19 protein-coding genes are annotated in these 21,244 nt (G+C 47.8%); 13 read left to right on the top strand and 6 right to left on the bottom strand.

What is annotated here, in order from left to right:
* Positions 1-140: 140 nt before the first annotated feature.
* Positions 141-1,265 carry a trans-sulfuration enzyme family protein gene (locus JUB14_RS12735; RefSeq protein WP_207506528.1) on the bottom strand — a complete coding sequence of 375 codons (1,125 nt, stop codon included), beginning with the start codon at positions 1,263-1,265 and terminating at the stop codon, positions 141-143.
* A 388-nt stretch (positions 1,266-1,653) separates the two neighbouring features.
* Here JUB14_RS12735 and JUB14_RS12730 point away from each other — a divergent pair, with 388 nt between their 5' ends.
* The 3 genes from JUB14_RS12730 to rlmB all read left to right on the top strand — a co-directional run bounded on the left by JUB14_RS12730 (position 1,654) and on the right by rlmB (position 4,730).
* Positions 1,654-2,553, top strand: a complete 900-nt coding sequence (locus tag JUB14_RS12730; protein WP_207506525.1) for an SDR family oxidoreductase — start codon at positions 1,654-1,656, stop codon at positions 2,551-2,553.
* Positions 2,554-2,784: 231 nt separating this feature from the next.
* Entirely contained in the window at positions 2,785-3,981 is a 1,197-nt protein-coding gene (locus JUB14_RS12725) for a GWxTD domain-containing protein (RefSeq protein WP_310586148.1), read from the top strand.
* Positions 3,957-4,730, top strand: coding sequence for a 23S rRNA (guanosine(2251)-2'-O)-methyltransferase RlmB (rlmB, locus tag JUB14_RS12720; RefSeq protein ID WP_207506521.1), 774 nt, complete (start codon positions 3,957-3,959; stop codon positions 4,728-4,730). The genes JUB14_RS12725 and rlmB overlap by 25 nt, the downstream gene beginning before the upstream one ends.
* 76 nt (positions 4,731-4,806) lie before the next feature.
* Here the strand turns inward: rlmB and JUB14_RS12715 are convergent, their stop codons facing one another.
* Positions 4,807-5,268 (bottom strand): hypothetical protein, encoded by a 462-nt coding sequence (locus JUB14_RS12715; RefSeq protein WP_207506519.1) that lies wholly within the window; start codon positions 5,266-5,268, stop codon positions 4,807-4,809.
* Positions 5,269-6,798: 1,530 nt separating this feature from the next.
* Between JUB14_RS12715 and JUB14_RS12710 the strand changes: the two genes are divergently transcribed.
* Both JUB14_RS12710 and JUB14_RS12705 read left to right on the top strand, forming a co-directional pair.
* On the top strand, positions 6,799-7,650 hold the full coding sequence (locus tag JUB14_RS12710; protein WP_207506517.1) for a sensor histidine kinase: 852 nt from the start codon (positions 6,799-6,801) through the stop codon (positions 7,648-7,650).
* A gap of 25 nt (positions 7,651-7,675) precedes the next feature.
* Entirely contained in the window at positions 7,676-8,380 is a 705-nt protein-coding gene (locus JUB14_RS12705; protein WP_229367802.1) for a response regulator transcription factor, read from the top strand.
* Here the strand turns inward: JUB14_RS12705 and JUB14_RS12700 are convergent, their stop codons facing one another.
* Positions 8,381-8,773: a RidA family protein gene (locus JUB14_RS12700; protein WP_207506515.1), complete on the bottom strand. Its 393-nt coding sequence runs from the start codon at positions 8,771-8,773 to the stop codon at positions 8,381-8,383. It abuts the gene before it with no gap.
* 147 nt (positions 8,774-8,920) lie between these two features.
* On the opposite strand from JUB14_RS12700, the gene JUB14_RS12695 reads away from it, so the two are divergent.
* From JUB14_RS12695 to JUB14_RS12685, 3 genes are all read left to right on the top strand, one after another.
* Positions 8,921-10,258 carry an NAD(P)/FAD-dependent oxidoreductase gene (locus JUB14_RS12695; RefSeq protein WP_207506513.1) on the top strand — a complete coding sequence of 446 codons (1,338 nt, stop codon included), beginning with the start codon at positions 8,921-8,923 and terminating at the stop codon, positions 10,256-10,258.
* An 86-nt stretch (positions 10,259-10,344) separates the two neighbouring features.
* Positions 10,345-11,919: a 4Fe-4S binding protein gene (locus JUB14_RS12690; protein ID WP_207506511.1), complete on the top strand. Its 1,575-nt coding sequence runs from the start codon at positions 10,345-10,347 to the stop codon at positions 11,917-11,919.
* Positions 11,920-12,000: 81 nt separating this feature from the next.
* Positions 12,001-12,681, top strand: coding sequence for a type 1 glutamine amidotransferase domain-containing protein (locus JUB14_RS12685; protein WP_207506510.1), 681 nt, complete (start codon positions 12,001-12,003; stop codon positions 12,679-12,681).
* A 46-nt stretch (positions 12,682-12,727) separates the two neighbouring features.
* Here the strand turns inward: JUB14_RS12685 and JUB14_RS12680 are convergent, their stop codons facing one another.
* Both JUB14_RS12680 and rfbC read right to left on the bottom strand, forming a co-directional pair.
* Positions 12,728-13,456: a tyrosine-protein phosphatase gene (locus JUB14_RS12680; RefSeq protein WP_207506508.1), complete on the bottom strand. Its 729-nt coding sequence runs from the start codon at positions 13,454-13,456 to the stop codon at positions 12,728-12,730.
* Between the two features lie 180 nt (positions 13,457-13,636).
* A complete protein-coding gene (rfbC, locus tag JUB14_RS12675; RefSeq protein ID WP_207506507.1) occupies positions 13,637-14,170 on the bottom strand; it encodes a dTDP-4-dehydrorhamnose 3,5-epimerase in 534 nt (177 codons plus the stop codon).
* A gap of 106 nt (positions 14,171-14,276) precedes the next feature.
* Between rfbC and pyrF the strand changes: the two genes are divergently transcribed.
* The 4 genes from pyrF to JUB14_RS12655 all read left to right on the top strand — a co-directional run bounded on the left by pyrF (position 14,277) and on the right by JUB14_RS12655 (position 17,811).
* Positions 14,277-15,104, top strand: a complete 828-nt coding sequence (pyrF, locus tag JUB14_RS12670; RefSeq protein ID WP_207506506.1) for an orotidine-5'-phosphate decarboxylase — start codon at positions 14,277-14,279, stop codon at positions 15,102-15,104.
* 56 nt (positions 15,105-15,160) lie between these two features.
* On the top strand, positions 15,161-16,390 hold the full coding sequence (lysA, locus tag JUB14_RS12665; RefSeq protein WP_207506505.1) for a diaminopimelate decarboxylase: 1,230 nt from the start codon (positions 15,161-15,163) through the stop codon (positions 16,388-16,390).
* Between the two features lie 75 nt (positions 16,391-16,465).
* Positions 16,466-17,194 carry a pseudouridine synthase gene (locus JUB14_RS12660; RefSeq protein ID WP_207506504.1) on the top strand — a complete coding sequence of 243 codons (729 nt, stop codon included), beginning with the start codon at positions 16,466-16,468 and terminating at the stop codon, positions 17,192-17,194.
* A gap of 74 nt (positions 17,195-17,268) precedes the next feature.
* Entirely contained in the window at positions 17,269-17,811 is a 543-nt protein-coding gene (locus JUB14_RS12655) for a hypothetical protein (RefSeq protein ID WP_207506503.1), read from the top strand.
* Between the two features lie 78 nt (positions 17,812-17,889).
* Here JUB14_RS12655 and JUB14_RS12650 read toward each other — a convergent pair whose 3' ends face one another.
* Positions 17,890-19,320, bottom strand: coding sequence for a circularly permuted type 2 ATP-grasp protein (locus JUB14_RS12650; protein ID WP_207506502.1), 1,431 nt, complete (start codon positions 19,318-19,320; stop codon positions 17,890-17,892).
* Between the two features lie 422 nt (positions 19,321-19,742).
* On the opposite strand from JUB14_RS12650, the gene JUB14_RS12645 reads away from it, so the two are divergent.
* Positions 19,743-21,215 carry a DUF5723 family protein gene (locus JUB14_RS12645; RefSeq protein WP_229367796.1) on the top strand — a complete coding sequence of 491 codons (1,473 nt, stop codon included), beginning with the start codon at positions 19,743-19,745 and terminating at the stop codon, positions 21,213-21,215.
* Positions 21,216-21,244: the final 29 nt, after the last annotated feature.

Raw genomic sequence — 21,244 nt, 5'->3', positions numbered from 1 at the left:
CTTTAGAAGCAGAAGCGTGATTGATGAGGGTCTTGGGAGGCATAAAAAAGAAATCCCCCAGCAACTAACCGTGCCGGAGGAATATACAGGCCAATAGCCATTGATCTGGCGCTTTACCAGAAGAAATAAAGGTACATAAACTATAAGTTTGAAAGTGCCTGACGAAGGTCTCCAATCAGATCATCAGGATGCTCGAGCCCTACCGATACACGCAACAGGTTCGCTGGGGTGGTACTTTCAGGCCCCTCTACCGAGGCCCGGTGTTCAATCAGGCTTTCTACTCCCCCAAGACTGGTTGCTTTTGTAAATAGCTGCAGTTTATTGATGAAGCGAAGAGCTTCTTCCGCTCCTCCTTTTACCTGTACCGAAAGCATAGCACCGGGCATGGTCATTTGCCGCTGAGCAAGGAAGTACCCCTGGTGACTGGGTAGCCCCGGATAGTGTACCTGCTCTACGGCCGGATGTTCGCTCAGAAAGTCCGCCAGCCGCTGTGCATGGATAGATTGCTGACGAACCCGCACCGCCAGGGTCTTGATCCCCCGGGAGAGGAGCCAGCAGTCAAAAGGAGAAGGAACAGCTCCACCCAATGTCTGTACTAGTCTGACCCGCTGGACAAAAGAATCATCCTGCTTAAACACCAGTGCCCCGCCCAGTACATCACTATGGCCCCCTAGGTACTTGGTTGTGGAGTGCATCACCACATCACACCCCAGATCCAGTGGTCGCTGCAGGATAGGTGTACTCCAGGTATTATCACACACGGTGAGGGCACCTCTACTACGGGCCAGGTTAGCTACGGCTTCAATATCAGTTATTTTTAGCTGGGGGTTTGAAGGCGTCTCCAGCCAGACCAGCCTCGTTTCGGGCCGAAGGGACTCCTCCACCGCCGCCAGATTGGTAGTATCCACTTTTGAGAAGCTCATCCCCCAGTCTGCAAATATACTTTGTAGTAAGGAGGGGGTACCATAGTACGCGTCATCGGGTACGATTACATGATCTCCCGGCTTCAGGCTTTGAAAAACGGCCATAGTAGCCGCCTGTCCCGACGCAAAAGCCATGGCTGTCGCTCCGCCTTCCAGCACTGCCAGCGAGCTTTCGAGCTGTTGTCGGTTGGGATTATCGGCACGGGTGTACAGATACCCCTTTGAAAGTTCGTAGTTGGCATCCCGCTCGTACGTGGTTGAGAGGTACAAAGGAGGTACCACAGAGGCAACATTCGCGTCTGGAAAATGAGTACTTCTGAGAGCTAAGGTTTCGGGATGCATCGTTCTACGGCTTTGATTACATTAGATATCTGACTTTCAAATTAAACAGAGTAGCCTCAGATTCTCACCTCTATACTTTTTAAAGAAAATTTTTTCTCTGTTTATTACAAATTATATTTCTTGGTTGTATATTTGTAACAGTATGCCTGCATACTATTAGCATCCTAACGTTCACTAGTCTAACTAGTTTTGCCTCTTTAAGGAAATACTAGATGTAAACCTGCTCACGAAGATTCTAGCTGATCCAGGTCGAAGCGTGGTAATAGAGTCCCTTCTACTGCCTGCAAAACAAGTTTCATTTTCTTAACCTCTATATATATGGGTAGTAAGGAATCATTTGATATCTTACTACCCGATTTTTTTACTCACCATTTAATCGAACTACAGCATGAACCATACCCAGGGTATGCTCCGGGAAGGAGCTCTTGACGGCAAAACCATAATCGTAACCGGTGGAGGTACCGGACTAGGAAAATCCATGAGCCGCTACTTCCTCGAACTGGGTGCCAACGTAGTCATATGCAGCCGCAGGCTGGCTATACTGGAAGATACTGCCCGTGAGCTGGAAGCTGCTACCGGGGGAAAAGTACTACCGGTAGAGTGTGACGTTCGTAATCCGCAGCAGATTGAGCAGGTCCTGGAGCAGGCCATTAGCCGGTTCGGCCAGGTGGATGGCCTGGTCAATAATTCGGCCGGTAACTTTATCAGTCCTACCGAGCGGCTCTCATACAAAGCCGTTGACGTAGTTGTAGATATAGTACTTAGAGGCACCTATTACTTTACACTGGCCGCAGGTAAGTACTGGATCGAAAAGAACATAAAAGGTACGGTACTTAATATCTCTACTACCTACGCCTGGACCGGCTCGGGCTGGGTTGTACCTTCGGCCATGGCCAAGGCTGGTGTACTGACCATGACTAAGTCTTTAGCCTTTGAATGGGGCAAATACGGTATCCGACTCAATGCCATTGCTCCGGGGCCCTTCCCTACCAAGGGTGCCTGGGATCGCCTGTTCCCGGAAGAGCTGGCCGAAAAATTTGCCTTTGAAAACAGAATCCCTCTGCAGCGGGTTGGCGACCACCAGGAGCTAGCTAACCTGGCAGCTTACCTGATGTCTGACTTCTCGGGCTACGTAACCGGAGAAGTCATTACCATTGACGGGGGTGAGGTACTATCAGGCGGCCAGTTCAACTTCCTGCATGAAGTAAACGACGAGCAGTGGGATCAGATCGGGGAGCAGATCAAGAAAGCCAATCGAGCCAGCAAGAAAGAAGGCACGGGTGACTAGCCCCTTCCCTAACCGCTTGAAATCCGGCCAGAATAGCTACCTTTGTAGCCTTGGCCGTACAAATTCAGGTATATTATACTTTTTCTCCGCGGTTTTTGGGTAAATAGGTCACTTCGTTCGTTATTTGAAAAAAGAAGGACCAATGGTATGAAAACACATTATCTATTAAGCGGCTTACTGCTGGCTTCGGTACTAGTTGCAGGTTGTTCATCTTCCCGTAATGCAGCCCGTATGCCCGAGTCCCGCGGTGGATCAGCAGCTACTCCCCTCTCTTCTGAAAATGAACTTTCACTGGTAGGTGTCCGGAGCAAATTTCTGGAAAAAGACTCTGCCAATATGAGGGTATTCCTGTACGTAGATGCGCTAAAAGGCGGCAAACCCATTCCTGCCGAAGAGTTCGCCAATCTGTATACGCTGAACTATGTCATCTATTCAGATTACGGTACCCGCGACCGCCTGGGCTACGGCAATGTTCCTCTCAGTAGCGGCAATCTTTCGCAATCCGGAGATCAGGTTGTAATCCAGTTTGATGTAAAGAAGCCCGACCGTGACTACGGAGTGTTACTGAGCGAAATTAGCCAGACCGGTACGCTCAAAAAAGTACTGAACGACCTGCCGATCCGTTTCCGTGAACAGCGGGCCAGTGATCGGTACGGAGTTTTCAGCGCCAATGGCGAAGTTCCACTACAGCGCCACTACGTCAATCAGGGAGAAACCATGCAGATCAAAAATCTGAAAAATGATGCGGAACGTCTGTATGTATACTATTACAGCCATCCGTTTGATCCGGCTGGATCTCCCATGAATACGGTACCACGCTCCGTGTCCAAGACCCTGAAAGTTGACAGTCTCTTTACGATCACCACCGGCGAACCTGTTTCCTTCGAGAAGGAAGGGCTCTACTACATGCTGTCAGACACAACCAAGACCGAAGGTTTGGGAGTACTGGTAACTAATGAGCGTTACCCCAAGTTAACCCGGCCTGAAGACTTGGTGGAACCTCTGCTGTACATGAGTACTAACCAGGAGATTAATGAACTCCAGACTGCCCAGAATCATAAAAAAGCGCTGGACAAGTACTGGCTGTCGCTCATGAATGGCAATCCTGACCTGGCCCGTCAGGTTATTAAGAATTACTACCAGCGGGTCGAAGATGCCAATCGCCTCTTCACCAGCTATAAAGAAGGGTGGAAAACTGATAAAGGCATGATTTACATCATCCTGGGCCCACCCGATAAGGTACAGCGTAGCAAGGACAAGGAAGTGTGGGTATATGACCAGCGCGCCAACGCCAGCAACGTTAATTTTACTTTTAATCGTCGAACTAATCAATTTGTGGATGACCACTATGAACTGGTACGCTATGTAGAGTATCAGCCCATCTGGTATCCAATCGTAGAAGCATGGAGAAACGGAGCTATCCGATAAGAAAACCGGCCCGCCCCCAGCAGGCCGACATGGTATTTGGCACACAGTCGGTACTTGAAACGCTCCGCTCGGGTAAAGAAATCGAGCGGTTGCTGATCCAGCGGGAGCTGGGTATGGGTGAAATTGTAAAACTGGCTCAGGAGCTGCAGATACCTTACCAGCGGGTACCCGTTGAGAAGCTAAATCGTGTTACGCGCAAAAACCACCAGGGAGTCATTTGTTTTGTATCTCCTATCCGGTATGTACCGCTACACAATGTACTTACACAAGTATACGAAGAGGGAAAGACGCCCCTACTGCTGATGCTGGACCGTGTAACTGATGTCCGAAACTTCGGTGCCATCACCCGCACAGCCGAGTGTGCTGGTGTACAGGCGCTGGTAGTGCCACAGAAGGGAGCTGCCCAAATCAATGCCGATGCTATGAAAACATCGTCGGGTGCTCTGAACTACCTACCTATCTCCCGCGAGCCTAATCTGGTAGAAACCTTAAGGTACCTGAGCGAAAGTGGCCTACAGATAGTAGCCTGTACTGAGAAAGCCAGTACAGAACTCTATGATGTAGATTTTTCTACCCCTACGGTAATCATCATGGGGTCCGAGGAAGATGGTATTTCACCTGAGCTACTCCGGGCCTGCAACCACCGCGTCAGGATACCGCTTATGGGACAGGTAGAATCCTTAAACGTTTCAGCAGCTACTTCTATAGTATTATACGAAGCCGTACGCCAGCGGGCAACTACTAAGTAATCTCCCGGCATTCAAAAATCAGAAAGCCCCTCACCGATCGGTGAGGGGCTTTCTGATTTTTGAATGCGTCTGACTATCAGCCACACATTGATGGACAAATAGGGCCATCTCCACCTGTTGATCCTTTTCCATCAGAAGTACGACCAGCGGCATTTGAATTAATATCTTTGCCGTTCTTGTCTACACCTATAAAGACAACAGTAGTTCTGCCTTCAGCGTCCTTAGCCAGGTAGAAGCGAATACCAACACATCCCTTTTGACTCAGAATTTCTTCCAGTACAGGAGCACCGTACATAACAGCACGCGTATCAGTTGAAGAAATACCTTTCTGATAGGCCTTTGTCATCTTCTGGAACTCACTCATAGGAATTATTCTACCCATAGCATCTGCTGCAGCTCTCTCCTCACTTGTCAATACTCCTGTTCTTCCTGAAGCAGATTTCTGTTGTTCCAAAGGTGAAACCTCTTTCTGAGATTCCTTTTCGCAAGCCCATAGAGAGCCCGCTAAAATAAGTAAAGTAAAGAGTAGCTTTCTCATAAATAAATGAAATACAGTGGATAATAAATGGTTAATTGATTTATACTAAAATAAAAAAAACATGGTAAGATAAGACGTTACTTTCCTTTTCGGCCATCATCAATTACCGTGCCAAAAATCACAAATACTTAAATTAAATTTTTATTAGCAGGCAATTTTTTTTCGCAAACATAATTGATGTAAATATAGAAAACGAATGACAAAAAAAAGTACGAACTACATTAAATCAATATTAAAAAGTACAACTGCTGCTCAAAATGTAACGTTTTTTATCTGCTTAAACTTTTTCAACAGCATGAAGTAGACTATCACTTTTCCTTTAATCAACCTAGCAGTCTTTCTTGGTTTTCCTTTACGGTTCAAAGATAAAATTAATAAACACTTATATTACAGTGCTCAAGTACTGTTTACAAAAATAGCGTAGTTTACCCCATAAATCGCGTAAAAATACGTATGCACTTTTAATAAATAATGGTTACAGCAAAGACCAATGGTACTTCGTCTTTCTTTACACAACAGAAAACGGAATAGCCCCCCCTATCACGAAATCTTAAGGGCTAACGATCAGAATTATATGTACAAGTAGCCAGCAGACCTGCTACCCGCTCTACCTGCATTCCCATCTTGCCCATAGCAAAATCTGGTTCTGTTACACTTCCAGGTCCAGTAACTTAACTGTAGTAGAAGTGTCTATATCATTTGAGCAATAAAATTTGTATTATTGCCGTTGGAAACCCTTATCTGAGCTACTTCAAAAGATAGAACTGATACCTTAGCCAATAGGGCTGTCGGCTTTGACTCAAAACCACCTACAAATAAACTTTATCTGCTGAATCATAATTGGCCTAATGAATAATTATACTCAGTTCTTTCTTCGCCAACCCCTTTCAAGCTTGTCGGTATTTATTACTCTTTTACCAATAGCCATAATCTGGTACAGACGAGCATATAGCAATAAGGCATTACGTGTTCTATTTTATTATCTTATAGTGAAGCTAGCTATTGATATGGTGATGCTACATTATGCAGCATATAACCTGAATAACCTTTTATTCTATAACATCAATATTCCAATCAGGTATATCCTACTCAGTAGTATGCTGTATCACTACTTTGATTCGAAAAGATATAAACAACTGTTGCTTTTTTCAGCTATATTTTTTGTTCTGTTTTCGATCTGGGATATTGTAAGTGCCAATAAAGATCTAACTGATACCTACAACCATACCATCATACGTTACTCAGCCACTATTGAAAGCGTACTTATGATATTCTGGTTGCTAGCCTTTTATTATGAAGCAATACAATCACTAAAGATAGACAATCTTTTAGCTTTCCCCTTCTTTTGGATTTGTGGAGGTTTGTTACTCTTTTACTCTAGTTTTGTTTTTATTGCACCTCTCATGCATTATAATGCCAGAAGGATTGGTCCTTTGGACTTAGGTTTTTTACTGTATGTCCCTTACTTATTCGAAATAATAAGTATTGTGCTCATTGCTGTAGGTATAATGTACTATTCTCCTCGCCCCTATGATAGATCCTGAACAAATACGCTGGGCTATACTGATAGCAATGCTGGCCATGCTGATGATGGCGGTCTTTGTTATTACGTTCGTGATCCTGTATCAGAAGAGACAGTTGGCCCAGGAGAAAAATCTGCGCGAAATGGAAAAGGAGTACCAGCTCAAACTCCTCGAAACGGCACTGAACTCCGAAGAGTCGGAACGAAAGCGCATAGCACAGGATCTGCATGACGATATTGGTACCATGCTCTCCCTGACTAAGCTGAGTCTTAACCAGTTAATGAAGATCATCAACAAAGATGAACCTCAAACTGAATATACAGCTAATAAGGTACAATCTTTGCTGGAAGAGACTATACTGCATGTCCGACGGATCACGCGGGAGCTGGTGCCCACGACACTGAAGCAGTTTGGCCTACCTACGGCCATTGATGAGTTTGTTCAAAAACTTGACGCTAATCATTCTATATCTATCCATTTTAACTGTATCTTCGAGAATATTCCACGCCAATCCCAAAAAGTAGAGCTGACCCTGTACCGGATCATGCAGGAGTTGGTCAACAATGCACTCAAACACTCCAACGGTGATGAGATAGTGGTTGACTTGCACATGGAGATGGGGAAAATCGAGCTACAGGTAACTGATAACGGAAAGGGATTTGATGCAAAGGCCATGAAGGAAAGTAAAAAAGCCGGATTAGGTCTCCATAGTATAGACAGCCGGCTTAGCGTAGTGTATGGTACCGTATCTTACCTAACCCCCGGAGCCAAAGGGTGTCGGGTGAAAGTACAGGTACCAGTAGAACCTGAAAAAGCAAACAAGGCTGAACCCCTGCATCCATTCAGAAAAAGTGCCTGATATCATACGACTACACTGTTAATTTATGCTACATATTATTCCTGACCATAAAGAAACGTACGATTACAAGAATACTAATATGCTAAAATTAGCTATTGCTGACGATCATGAATTGTTCCGGAAGGGGTTCATCTCTATGCTGAACGCCGTACCCGATTTTGAGTTTGTGCTGGAGGCTTCGAACGGACAGGAACTACTTGACAAGCTTCCTACTAATATGCCGGATATTGTGCTGATGGATCTGCAGATGCCTGTCATGGATGGAATGCAGGCTACGGAGATTATTTTTGAAAAGTATCCTGATGTCAAAGTCATAGTAGTTTCTATGTACGACGAAGACCGCTTCGTTATACATATGCTTGAAAAAGGAGTACAGGGCTATCTGCTTAAGGATACATCCCCCGATGAGGTTGAAAAGGCCATACGTCGGGTATCCGAAGAGGGTTTTTACTATAGCGACTTTGTATCCAGAGCCATGCACCGCAAAATGGTGAACCGCATGCCTACCAAGCAGCCGTTCTTTAACAGCGCCAGCAACGTGGGTCTGTCTAACCGGGAGCAGGAAGTACTGCAGCTTCTTTGCGATGGCTTGTCAACGACCGAGATTAGTGAGAAGCTTTTTATAAGCTCCCGTACTGTGGAAGGACACCGTCTGCGTATCCTGGAAAAAACCGGCACCAAGAATACCGCCGCTGCAGTAGCATTTGCCTATAAAAATCATTTGATCTAGTCATGCATCCGGGATGTAGGCGGTAGCCTCAATTTCGATCATATATTCAGGAGCTATCAGTGCTGATACCTCCACCATAGTGGTACAAGGGCGTATCTGGCTGAATACTTCGCCGTGCGCCCTTCCTGCTTCTTCCCACAAGCTGATATCCGTCACAAACATACGGGTTCGGACTACGTCTGCGTAAGTGGCTCCAGCCTCGGCCAGTACAGTTCCGATCTTTTCAAGCGCGTAGCGGGCCTGCTCGTACATATTGTTTTCACCGACAACTTTCCCCTCACAAGAGGCTACTGTACCGGTTACCTCTACGACATGGCCGATGCGAACGGCTCTCGAATACCCTACTATTGATTCCCAGGGGGCACCCGAAGCAAAATTAGTTCTCTTGTTCATGGGTAATGGCTAATGGAGGTAATTGGGATTACACGATCTAAATGTAGTACTTTGATCGTATGTTACCTAAATTAGTCGCACAGAAGTAAATCAGCCAAAACGTAGTACACACTTCGCCCGCCTGGTCTACAGGCTACCACCTCCAGCATGAAACATATTGTAATCCTCGGAAATGGCATCAGCGGTATTACAGCAGCCCGCCATATCCGTAAGCATAGTAACCATCGCATCACCGTTATATCGGGTGAAACTGAGCACTTTTTTTCGCGTACAGCCCTGATGTACATATACATGGGGCATATGAAGTACGAGCACACCAAGCCTTATGAAGACCATTTCTGGGGAAAAAACCGGATTGAGTTGAAGAAAGCCTGGGTCAGTCGCATAGAGTTTGACAAGAAGGAGCTCGTTCTGGTGGGGGAAGCTCCCCTTACCTATGATATACTTATTCTGGCTGTTGGATCAGAGCCCAACCGGTTTAGCTGGCCGGGACAGGATCTGGAGGGCGTTCAGGGGCTGTATAGCTATCAGGATCTGGAAAAAATGGAAGTATATACTCATGGTATCAAGAGAGGTGTCATAGTAGGAGGCGGGCTAATCGGAGTAGAAATGGCCGAGATGCTCCTGAGCCGGGGCATAGAGGTCACGCTCCTGGTCCGGGAAGAGTCGTATTGGAACCACGTACTGCCGACCGAAGAGTCAGCTCTGGTTACCCGACACATTCAGGAACACAGCATTGATCTCCGGCTTAATAGGGAACTAGCCGAAATCAGACCTGATAGTAGCGGTAAGAAGGTCGGGAGCATTGTCACTACCAATGGGGAGACCATCGAGTGCCAGTTTGTGTGCCTGTCGGTGGGGGTACATCCATTTATACGTATCCTGGCGGATACAGCACTGGAAACGGATCGGGGGATACTGGTGAATGAGTACCTGGAAACAAACCTGCCCGATGTATACGCCATTGGTGACTGCGCCCAGCATCGCCAGCCTCCGGCCGGACGCAAAGCTGTGGAGCAAATCTGGTACACCGGCCGGATTATGGGTGAAACCGTAGCCCGTACTATATGTGGTTCCCGCACGACTTATACACCGGGTATTTTCTTCAACTCTGCCAAGTTCTTTGATATTGAGTACCAGACCTACGGAGAAGTGACAGTTCCCTTACCAGACGATACCGATACGTTCTACTGGGAGCATTCCAACGGCCGGGTAGCCCTGCGAATAAATTATAAAAAAGGGTCAGGCGCGGTAGTTGGTTTTAACGCTCTGGGACTGCGGCTACGGCATGAGGTATGCGATCGATGGATCAAGGAGGGGCGATCTATTAATGATGCGCTTGCTCACCTGAGAGAGGTACATTTTGATCCGGAGTTTTTCAGACGTTACGAGGAGGAGATTGTGCAGGCCTACAACAGCAGCCAGTCCGAACACGTTGTATTACAGAGGGGAAAGAAGTCATTCTTTAGCCGACTTTTCTCCTGATTTACTAGTGCTATAGTACTCGCTTAAACGCTCTGTACATAGAGTCCAAGCCTACTCACCAAGCTTTACATATAGATTTTCATAAAATGAATAAAATACAGAGAATCGGCCTGGGCCTTTTCATTATTGGGTTTCTGGTCTGGATAGCGACCCTGACGATGGGAAAATTTACGCTGACCGATCAGGTCCTGAAAGACAACCTGAAGCCCGAGCATTACGAGCAGTTACACTCTTCGCTGGCGCCCATGCTCAACAAGACCTATGATACACCTTTTGGTTTTAATAAAGATTTGAGTCATACCATTGAGCAGGTCAATGAAGGGTACAAGGTCCAGAACCAGATGGATAAGGTCATCAACGACAGCTATGCCTTTGCCCTTACCAAGGCGGCTTCGCATGGCTATATCCGTGACTCTAACTTATTGCTGTTTTGGGCGAGTATTGGATTGTCCATAGTGGGCGCGCTGATTTATATACTGGCAGGTCTGCGGAAATTACCGGGTAACAAAAACGATAATATCTACCACAATCCGGCTACCTCACGGGGCTGGGTGGGAATCATCATTGGTACCTTTTTGATCCTGTTCTATATAGTCATCTATTTCTTTCCCCAGTACATCGTCAATTGGACGCTGCTCGTTGACCCGCTCAGTAGGGTACTCAGCGGTACTCCGGCCGGGCAGTGGTTTCTGTACGGAACATTGTATACGTTGGCCATCCTGGTGATGGGAGTCCGGATGCTCATCAAATACCGTCACAACCGCTATCAGCAGGTACGTACGGTATCGGTTATGTTCTTCCAGCTGTCTTTTGCCTTTATCATTGCCGAAATACTCATCAGCCTGAGCCTACCCTACTACGACTTCAAGAATATGTGGCCGCTTGACTATGACTTTTTCTTTGAGTGGCACCTCGACTCTCTCACCAGTAGTGGCCAGTTGGGTCTTTTCATGCTGGTATGGGGAATAGCACTATTCACAATTGGAGTCCCCTTATTTACGTACCTCTATGGTAAGCGCTGGTATTGCTCATGGGTGTGTGGCTGCGGTGGCCTGGCCGAAACCCTCGGCGACCCTTACCGCCAGCTCTCCGACAAGTCCCTCAAGGCCTGGAAGGTGGAGCGGTATATGGTGTATGGCGTCTTGGTTTTTGTGGTGGTTATGACGGCGATGGTACTCTATACCTACTTTACCGGTCAGTCCAATATTGGTCCTATCAGCAGCTACAGTGTGCGCAGCATCTATGGGTTCTGGATCGGAGCGCTGTTTTCAGGCGTAGTGGGGGTTGGTTTTTACCCGCTTATGGGTAACCGGGTGTGGTGCCGGTACGGGTGTCCGCTGGCGGCTTACATTGGTATCGTACAGCGGTTCAAGTCGCGCTTCCGGATCACGACCAACGGAGGTCAGTGTATCTCCTGCGGCAATTGCTCTACCTACTGCGAGATGGGGATTGATGTACGCTGGTACGCTCAGCGGGGCCAGGATGTAGTTCGGGCTTCCTGTGTAGGCTGCGGTATCTGCTCGGCGGTGTGTCCACGGGGGGTACTTAATCTTGAAAATGCTGAACCGGGCAGCCGGGTAATGATCGCACCGGAGGTACTCATGGGCAATGACATGCCTGTGATAAAAACTCAGGCTCGCACTACCGGCTCACAGAACTAACGCTTTGATAATGGGCAAACCTTCGGAGTTAGTTTGTTTTTTCCTATTTTTCGGAACAAACTATTCCTACTCATCGACGCCATGAAAGCCCTTATCGTTTGTACCAACCATAGTACCTACCCCACCAAGTCCGGCAAAACCGGCCTGTGGCTGAGCGAACTTACCCACTTTTATGACGAACTGGCCCGCCGTGGGATACAGATGGATCTGGTAAGTCCAAAGGGGGGAGTCATCCCCCTGGATGAGCGGAGCCTGGACCTTAAGGACGAAACCAACCGTAAATACTATGACGATCAGACTTTTCGTCAAAAGCTGGAAAACTCGTTGAAACCATCCGATATTAACCCCAATGACTACCGGCTAGTCTACTATACGGGCGGACATGGTACCATGTGGGACTTCCCCGATAACACCGAGCTACAGGCCATCACCCGCTCCATCTACGAAAGTTACGGCATGGTAGCCGCGGTATGTCACGGACTAAGTGGGCTTCTGAACGTAACCCTGTCTGACGGTACCCTGTTTATCAAGGACAAGTACCTGACCGGATTCTCTAATGTGGAGGAAAAACTGGTAAGCTTTGTCGCCGAAGTACCTTTTTATCTGGAAGACAAGCTCACTGAGAGTGGCGCCCATTATACAAAAGGGATGATTCCTTTTGTCCAGTTTATTGAAGTAGATGAGCGGCTCGTGACGGGACAGAACCCTAACTCGGCCCGAAAAGTGGCAAAAAAAGTACTTGAAGAGATGTATGAGAAGTAGGAGGTTATAGAGACATGCTCTCCTACTCTACTGCCATTGATCAGGCCTATCTGAGTTCATTATTGAGCAACCCAATCTCAGTCATGAGGCGAAAGTAAGGCTGGCTGGCGGCATCTATGAGTTGCGGCATCTGGTCTTCGTTTCGGAGGTTGGTACCCACAAAGGAAACCATCCGGTAGTCTACCATTCGTTCGACGAATTTTTGGATGTGCCGATCTTCTCGGCCGTGGAACGACTGCCAGTCCACCTGAAAAAGTACTCCCATTCTGAATAATTCAATAGCCCTTTCGAAGTTATTCTGAAGGTACACGTATCGTTCGGGATGTGCCAGCAAAGGAACGATATTACGTTTTACCAGACCCTGTATCAGGGCTTCCAGTTCTTTAGGCTCTTCCAGTATACCTGTTTCCATCAGTAAATAGGGCTTTTTTCCCCGCACCCCAAAGGTGAGCAGGGGTTCTCCCTCATTTACCTGATGCAACAGTTCTTCTCCTACGTAATACTCCGCCGCCAAGTCTACCACAAGGGTAATTTTCCGCCTCTTTAGCTCCTCCACCAATTCGGCCTTGGCCTGCTGGATACGCGGCAACGAGTTTTCATAGTACCCCTTCATGATGTGGGGCGTAGCAACTACTCTGGTGATACCGGCATCTACAAGCACCTGGGCCATCCGGATGCTGTTGTCCAGCAGCGGAGCTCCGTTGTCTAAGCCGGGTAATATATGTGCATGAACGTCTACTCTTATTGATGAAATGGGCTTTCCGTAACTTGCCACTGAATTGGATTTACGAGAAAAAAAAGAAAAAGTCATATAGAGGAATTTGACTTTATCTGGGCAATGAGCGTGCCAATCTGAAGCAGAAAATTGTATTAAAAAAAATATCCTGTAATCTGCTGGATTACAGGATAAGGCTATTTTATGGTATATTTATTGTACTATTAGCAGTTCCTACTGTTAAGCAAATAAGGATTTGAAGGTAGGTAACACTATATCTTTTTCGGATACAATAGGATCTTTGACACCCCAGTCAATAGCCAGATCCGGATCATTCCAGATTATACCTGACTCCGAAGCTTTACTATACAGGTTGGTACACTTATAGCTAAAAATGGTGTCTTCCAGCGTCACAAATCCGTGGGCGAAACCTTCGGGTATATAAGCCAGGTTATTCCTTTTTCCATCCAGCTCAAATACTTCATATTTTCCGAAAGTAGGTGAATCGGGACGAATATCAACGGCTACATCCAGTACCCGGCCGCTGATCACCCTCACGAGCTTACCCTGCGCAAAGGGAGCATTCTGGAAATGTAGCCCTCTAAGGACTCCTTTGATCGAGAAAGACTGGTTGTCCTGAACAAAGTTGGTAGGCAATCCGGCTTTACTATACGTCTCCTCATTGTATGATTCAAAAAACGCCCCTCTCTCGTCCTCAAATACCCTCGGAAATATTTCGACTAATCCTTTAATTGACGTTTCGCGAATCTGCATAGATGTTCGATTAATTAATTAAAATCTTACTTGCACAGGTAATCTCCGCGCAAATTTATGAATCTATTGGTAGAGGTTGTAATTTCGGCGAATTATTTCACGCATCATGACCTACCAAGAGCTTTTTCAACATATACAGCAGAAAAAATCCTATCTCTGCGTGGGGCTGGATACCGACATCCGCAAGATACCCGCCCACCTTCACAACGAGGCCGATCCTGTCTTTGAATTTAACCGCCAGATCATAGACGCCACCGCTGACTACTGCGTGGCTTATAAGCCCAATATCGCTTTCTACGAAGCCATGGGCGCCCGTGGCTGGGAAAGCCTGCAGAAAACGCTCGAGTATATACCTGAGAGCCAATTCACCATAGCCGATGCCAAGCGGGGGGATATAGGAAATACCTCGGGCCTTTACGCCCGTACCTTTTTTGATCCTGCTTCGTCCGGATTGGATTTTGACTCAGTGACAGTAGCTCCTTATATGGGTCAGGACTCGGTGACACCCTTTCTGGACTTTGAGGGTAAGTGGGTGATCCTGCTGGCACTGACCTCTAACGCCGGTAGTGCCGACTTCCAGCGATTGACCAATTCCGATGGTACTCTGTACGAACAGGTCCTGCGCACCTCGCAGACCTGGGCGGGCGCTGACCGGATGATGTACGTGGTAGGCGCCACGCAGGCAACTGCTCTGGAACAGATCCGTTCCATAGTACCCGATCATTTTTTGCTGGTACCCGGTGTAGGAGCACAGGGAGGAAGCCTGGAAGAAGTATCACGCTACGGCATGAACGCCCACTGCGGGCTACTGGTCAATGCCTCACGCAGTATCCTCTATGCGGGCAATGGTGCCGACTTTGCTGATGAGGCTCGTAAGGAAGCGCAACGGATGCAGCAGGAGATGGCCTCTTACCTGGATCAGTTTCTGAAATAAGCCCTCCTCACTCTACCTAATTAACATAAGTCATTATAGTAAGTACTCGTATACAAATGCAAGTCATAGATAACCAATATTCAATTCAGGGAGTCAATCCCGTTGAGCTGTGCCAGCAGTATGGCTCCCCCCTTTATGTATACGATGGCGGTACCATCCGCAGGAAGGTACAGGAGCTACAGGATGCCTTTGCCGGCGTTAAAATGAAAATTAAATACGCCTGCAAAGCCAATACTAACCTGGCTGTCCTGCGCCTGATGCGTGAGCTGGGCGTAGAGCTGGACGTAGTATCACCGGGCGAATTCGCCATGGGACGTCGGGTAGGCTACGAAGGCCACCAGATCACTTTTACGCCCAGTGGAGTACCTTACCACGAAGTAAGCACGGCAGTAGAAGAAGGTGCTACTGTGAATGTAGACAGTCTGCCCCTGCTCGAGTGGTTTGGCCAAACCTACGGCAACAGCAAGCCCTGCCTCATCCGCCTGAAACCCAACGTAGCCGCCGGCGGTAATATCAAGATCATGACCGCCCATACCGACTCTAAGTTTGGTATATCAGTAGCCCTGCTGGATAAAGTTATTGCCACCGTACAGAAGTACAACATCAAGGTTGTTGGACTGCACCAGCACACGGGTTCGGATATCAAGGAGGCGGAGCCTTTCCTGCGGGCGGCCAGCGTTATTTTTGAAGCCGCTATGCAGTTCCCGGATCTGGAAGTGATTGATATGGGGGGAGGCTTCAAGGTATCATACCACCCTGAGGATACCCTGACCGATATGAAAACGCTCGGTCAGCAGATCACCGCCGGATTTAAGGACTTCTGCGCCCGCTACGGCCGTGAACTGGAGCTGTGGTTTGAGCCGGGTAAGTTTCTGGTTAGTGAGTCGGGCCACCTGCTGGTTACAGCAACCGTACTGAAAGATGATCCCGCACGCTTTTTCGTACACGTTGACTCCGGCCTCAACCACCTGATCCGCCCCATGATGTACGGCTCCTACCATCACATCCTGAACGTATCTAATCCGGAGGGCGAAAAGCGTACCTACACGGTAGTCGGATATATCTGCGAAACGGATACGTTTGCCACCGATCGCGAACTGCCCGAAGTCCGGCCCGGTGATGTACTTGCCTTCCTGAACGCGGGTGCCTACGGCTTTACGATGAGCTCTAACTATAACGCCCGGGTACGTCCGGCCGAAGTACTCATTGACAACGGACAGGCCCGCCTGGTACGTCGTCGCGAGACGCTGGATGATCTGCTACGTACGCAGGAGGAGCTACTATAAGTACCTGAACATTACATTTTCTTTCTGGCAAGCAGGGCCGTCGTAGGGTGGTCCTGCTTGTTTTACTTAGTACCTGTGAGCTTTACTCCTCTTTCCATACTTTACCAGTCAGCTGAACTGGTAGCTATCAACAAGCCACACGGCCTGCTGGTACACCGGTCGCCTATCGCCAGCGATGCCAGTGAGTTTGCGGTGCAGCTACTCCGCGACCAGTTGGGACAAAGAGTATATCCGGTCCACCGGCTGGATCGCAAGACGGGGGGAGTACTTCTATTCGCGCTGAATGAAGAGGTCAACTCAGCCATGCAGGTACTCTTTGCGGAGAGTAAGGTACAGAAGCGGTACCTGGCCATTGTGCGGGGTCATACTCCGGACTCGCTGGAAATAGACTACCCGCTGCGGCGGGAAGATGGAGTAGTGCAGGAGGCATTCACCTATCTCAAAACTCTGGAGCGAACCGAAGTGGCTATACCTTTGGGCAAACATGCTACCTCACGATACTCCCTGGTCGAGCTCACTCCTACCACGGGCCGGATGCACCAGCTACGTAAGCACATGGCGCACATCTTTCACCCGATCATAGGCGACCGTCCCCACGGCTGTAACAAGCAGAACAAGCTCTTCAAGGAGCGATTTGAAATGACTACGATGCTCCTGCACGCCCAGTGGGTCCGCTTTTCTCATCCTGCTACGGGTGAACCGATACAGATTACGGCTCCGGTACAGGCTGAGTTTCAGCGGATGCTGCAGGAACTGTTTCCACTTGCTAACTTTTCTGCTCTGGCGGAGCTAGTTACGCTGTAACAGATAGGACTAGTCTTTCTTTTGTTTAGCTTTGTGATTCCTGTTTGATTAATCACCAACCCTCTTGTTCACTCATGAAAAAACGTCTCCTCTCCGTAAGCCTTGCCCTGACCGGTATGCTCACGCTTTCCTCCTGCCAGGATTTCCCTACTGTGAAGGCAACAGCCAACTTTGACGAAACTCTGACTATCAATACCAACAGTACTTCGTACAGTGAAAGCAAACTGGTTGACGCCAACAGTGACAGTGATTTTAGTAAGTACAAAAAGAAGATTAATAGCATCGACGTAGAGCGCATTACGTATACCGTTACATCCTTTGGCGGACCTTCTGATCAGGTACTTACTACCGGCACCATTGAAGTAGGCGATCAGGACGGTAACAACCGGGTAGTACTTCATACTATGACTAATGTGAACCTTCCCGCCATTGCTGGTCAGGAAACCGATGTTACAGCCTCTGCCGCTGACCTCAAGAAACTAGAAGACTTCGTGCTGAACGACCCCAACAAATTCACCACCTTTGTTACCGGTAAAGTCAACAAAGGGCCGGTAAAAATGGCCGTTAACCTTAAGTTTTATTCCAAGATGAAAGCACGCGTTATAGGTTCTAACTAATATATGCGCAGGCATTGTATACAGTAAAAAAGAGCGGCTTCTAGAAGCCGCTCTTTTTTATTTTAACTCCACAGGTTATCAGTACAATACCCAGGTATCTTTGCCACCACCTCCCTGGGAAGAGTTTACAACGAGCGAGCCCTTGCGTAAGGCTACCCTCGTCAGTCCTCCTGGTATCACGTGGATATCTTCTCCATACAGGATGTAAGGGCGCAGGTCCACGTGCCGTCCCTCTGCATGGTCATCGATCATACAAGGTACGCGGGAGAGTGAAATGGTTGGCTGCGCAATGTAGTTACGCGGATTGTCCTTGATCTTTTGCCGGAACAACTCATGCTCCGCTTTGGTCGCCTTAGGGCCAATGAGCATACCATAGCCACCGGCCTCGTTGGCTTCTTTTACCACCAGTTGTTCAATATTTTCAAGTACATACTTCATGTCACTTTCTTCACGACAGATGTAGGTCTGCACGTTGGAAATAATAGGGTCTTCCTGCAGGTAGTACTTAATAATGCGGGGTACGTAGGCATAGATCACCTTGTCGTCGGCCACACCCGTACCGGGGGCATTGGCCAGCGCTATCCGGCCCTTCTTGTACACATCAAATATTCCGGGTATACCAATGAGCGAATCCGGATTGAAGACTTTCGGGTCCATAAATGTATCATCAATTCGGCGGTAGATGACATCCACGATCTGTAAGCCATTGGTCGTACGCATTTTTACATATCCGTCCGACACGACCAGGTCGCGTGCATCTACCAGCTCGACACCCATCTGCTGAGCCAGGTACGAATGCTCAAAGTACGCGGAGTTATAAATACCCGGTGTCAACACCGCTACCGTCGGGTTAGGGCGGTCGGCCAGGTACTGAAGCATGGATAGCAGGCGTGTCGGATAGTCCGATACGGGCCGTACGCCGGTGCGAGCCAGCACATCCGGAAATATCTGCTTGGATAGCTCACGATTCTCCAGCATGTAGGAGACCCCCGAAGGACAACGCAGGTTATCTTCCAGGACCATAAATGAGCCATCATCTCCCCGTATCAGGTCAGTCCCTGTAATATGGCACCAGACTCCCTTAGGAGGTTTCAGGCCCATACAAGCCGGCAGAAAGCACTTGCTGGACTCAATCAGGTCCCTGGGTACTACCCCATCTTTCAGGATATGCTGCTTGTTATAGATATCGTGAATAAACATGTTCAGCGCCTTGATACGCTGCTTCAGTCCCCGTTCCAGGTGCTCCCATTCACTATTGGGTACTATTCGTGGAATAATGTCCAGCGGCATGATCCGTTCAGTCCCTTGCCCTTCGGAATATACATTAAAAGTAATCCCTAGGGAAAGCATCGCCCGCTCTGCCGTAAGCCTCCGGTTGATCAGATCCTCACTGGTCAGTAGTTCAAACTTATTCTTAAGATATTCGTACCCGGGCCGTATGGATCCCTCCGGAGCAAACATTTCATCATAAAAACTTTCACTCTGATAACTGGAGAAGGAAAAATTCATATTCACAAAATATGATTAGGTTCTACTACAAATACTACCGAACAATTTATTGCACAAGAGCCATATTACCAAACTAGCTACTAACAATTAGCTCTTAATTAAAATAATAAATTAACAACTTTAGTCAAATTACATTTTTATACCATTTAAACACAATTATTCTGGTTTTTAGGCTTGGTTGTATAAATTTCGCCTGATGTAGCCAGTCTTATTCCGACTAGTACTTATAAAGTTTTATAAAACGTTTTAGCAGGTATCCTGTTAGTATATATTGTATTATTTATAACTTTTAGTTTGATATCTGTTCCTAACGTGCAGGTGATTCCTTCAAGGCTTTTATGCGCAAAATCCAAATAGTATTAGTAGTAAGCTGGTTAGGAATAGCATCAATGGGAAGGGCGCAACATTTGCCGGGAGCTGCCATGAGTAATTATGCTGGTACTCAGGCACTGTATCACAATCCTGCCTTTGTCGCTGACTCACGCCATAGTGTCTTTCTGAATCTGGTGGGAGCTCAGGTATATATGGCTGGCAATCATGCCAAGTACAATGCTCCGTTTTCAATAGCCTCACTGCTTACTAACACTGTACCCGACCAGTATCGTAATGAGCGGGGAGCGATCCGCTTTCCCCGCAGCTATATTGGCGAAACATCCAATGGTAATCTTAAACGCCTCAACGTGGGAGCAGAAGTACGATTACCTTCTCTACTGGTCACCTTGCCCGGAGGGCGCTACGGGATGGCTGTCACCTCCCGTACCCGGATGCTACTCAATACCACTCAGGTTACTGAACCAGTAGCCAGACTGGCGCGTGGTGGTACCCGCGAAAGTGAACTGATGAATCAGGAATTTGATAACCAGAAGGGTAATCTGCATTTTAACGGATTAGCCGAGGTAGCCTTCTCTTTTGGGGGAGTTGTACTCGATGATGAAACCGATTTCTTTAAGGCTGGCGTAACCGTTAAGCGACTAGTTGGGCTGTATAACGCCCACGCCGAGATCCAGGACGCCAGCTTTGAGGTAGTACCTGATCCGGCCTATAATAATAGAAAAGAAATAATACGCCTACCAAATATTACGACCCGCTACGGCTATACTTCGGAGGGGGCTTTCCAGAACTTCCGGCCTACACCGGGCTGGTTGCTGGGTGGTAATCCGGCCGGTAGCGGCTGGGGGCTGGATCTGGGGGTAGTGTATGAGTATCGTCCGGATGTAAATAAGTACAGCTACACCGAAAAAGGAATACGCAAGCGGGATGGCACTAAAAATAAGTATCTGTACCGACTGGCGGTTTCGCTGACAGATATCGGCCGGGTCAATTTCAACAATCCTACTTATGTAAAACAACAGGAAGTCACTGCCGAAGACAAGGAGTTCCGATATGATAACTTTCAGAAACTTCAGGGAAGTGATGGATTTTTTGCCGCGGTAAGTAGCTCTTTAGGCGCTCCTGCTCCACAACCTGCCAGCTTTAAATCCGTTCTGCCTACGGCTTTCCAGGCTAGTCTGGATTATAACATCAAACCTAATGTGTATGTCAATACACTATGGGTACAGAATCTGCGTAGTCCATCCGCCTTTGGTATGAAAGCCGAATCGGTATTGGCCTTTACCCCCCGCTACGAGCACCGCTGGTACGAGCTGTCGGTACCGGTGTCGCTCATGAACCGCTACAGCTCGCTGGGGATCGGCCTGGCCGGACGGGTAGGCCCCCTGTGGTTCGGAACTGACCACCTGACGTCCCTGCTCAATATCGGCAAACCCAAGGTATTCAATTTTTATTTTGGAGTGTCGGCTGGGTTGTTTCGTCGTCCTCCCCTTTCGCCCACCCGCTGCTGGCCGTTAGAGACACCCTGGTGGAAACGCCTGTTTCAGAGAAATGAGTACCGCTAGCCACTATTAAATAATTGATTCCATCTGCT

The organism is Telluribacter humicola (assembly GCF_017355935.1).
Classification (GTDB): domain Bacteria; phylum Bacteroidota; class Bacteroidia; order Cytophagales; family Spirosomataceae; genus Telluribacter; species Telluribacter humicola.
The sequence above is the reverse complement of the archived record's forward strand: the minus strand, read 5'-3'. Positions and strand labels throughout refer to the sequence as shown.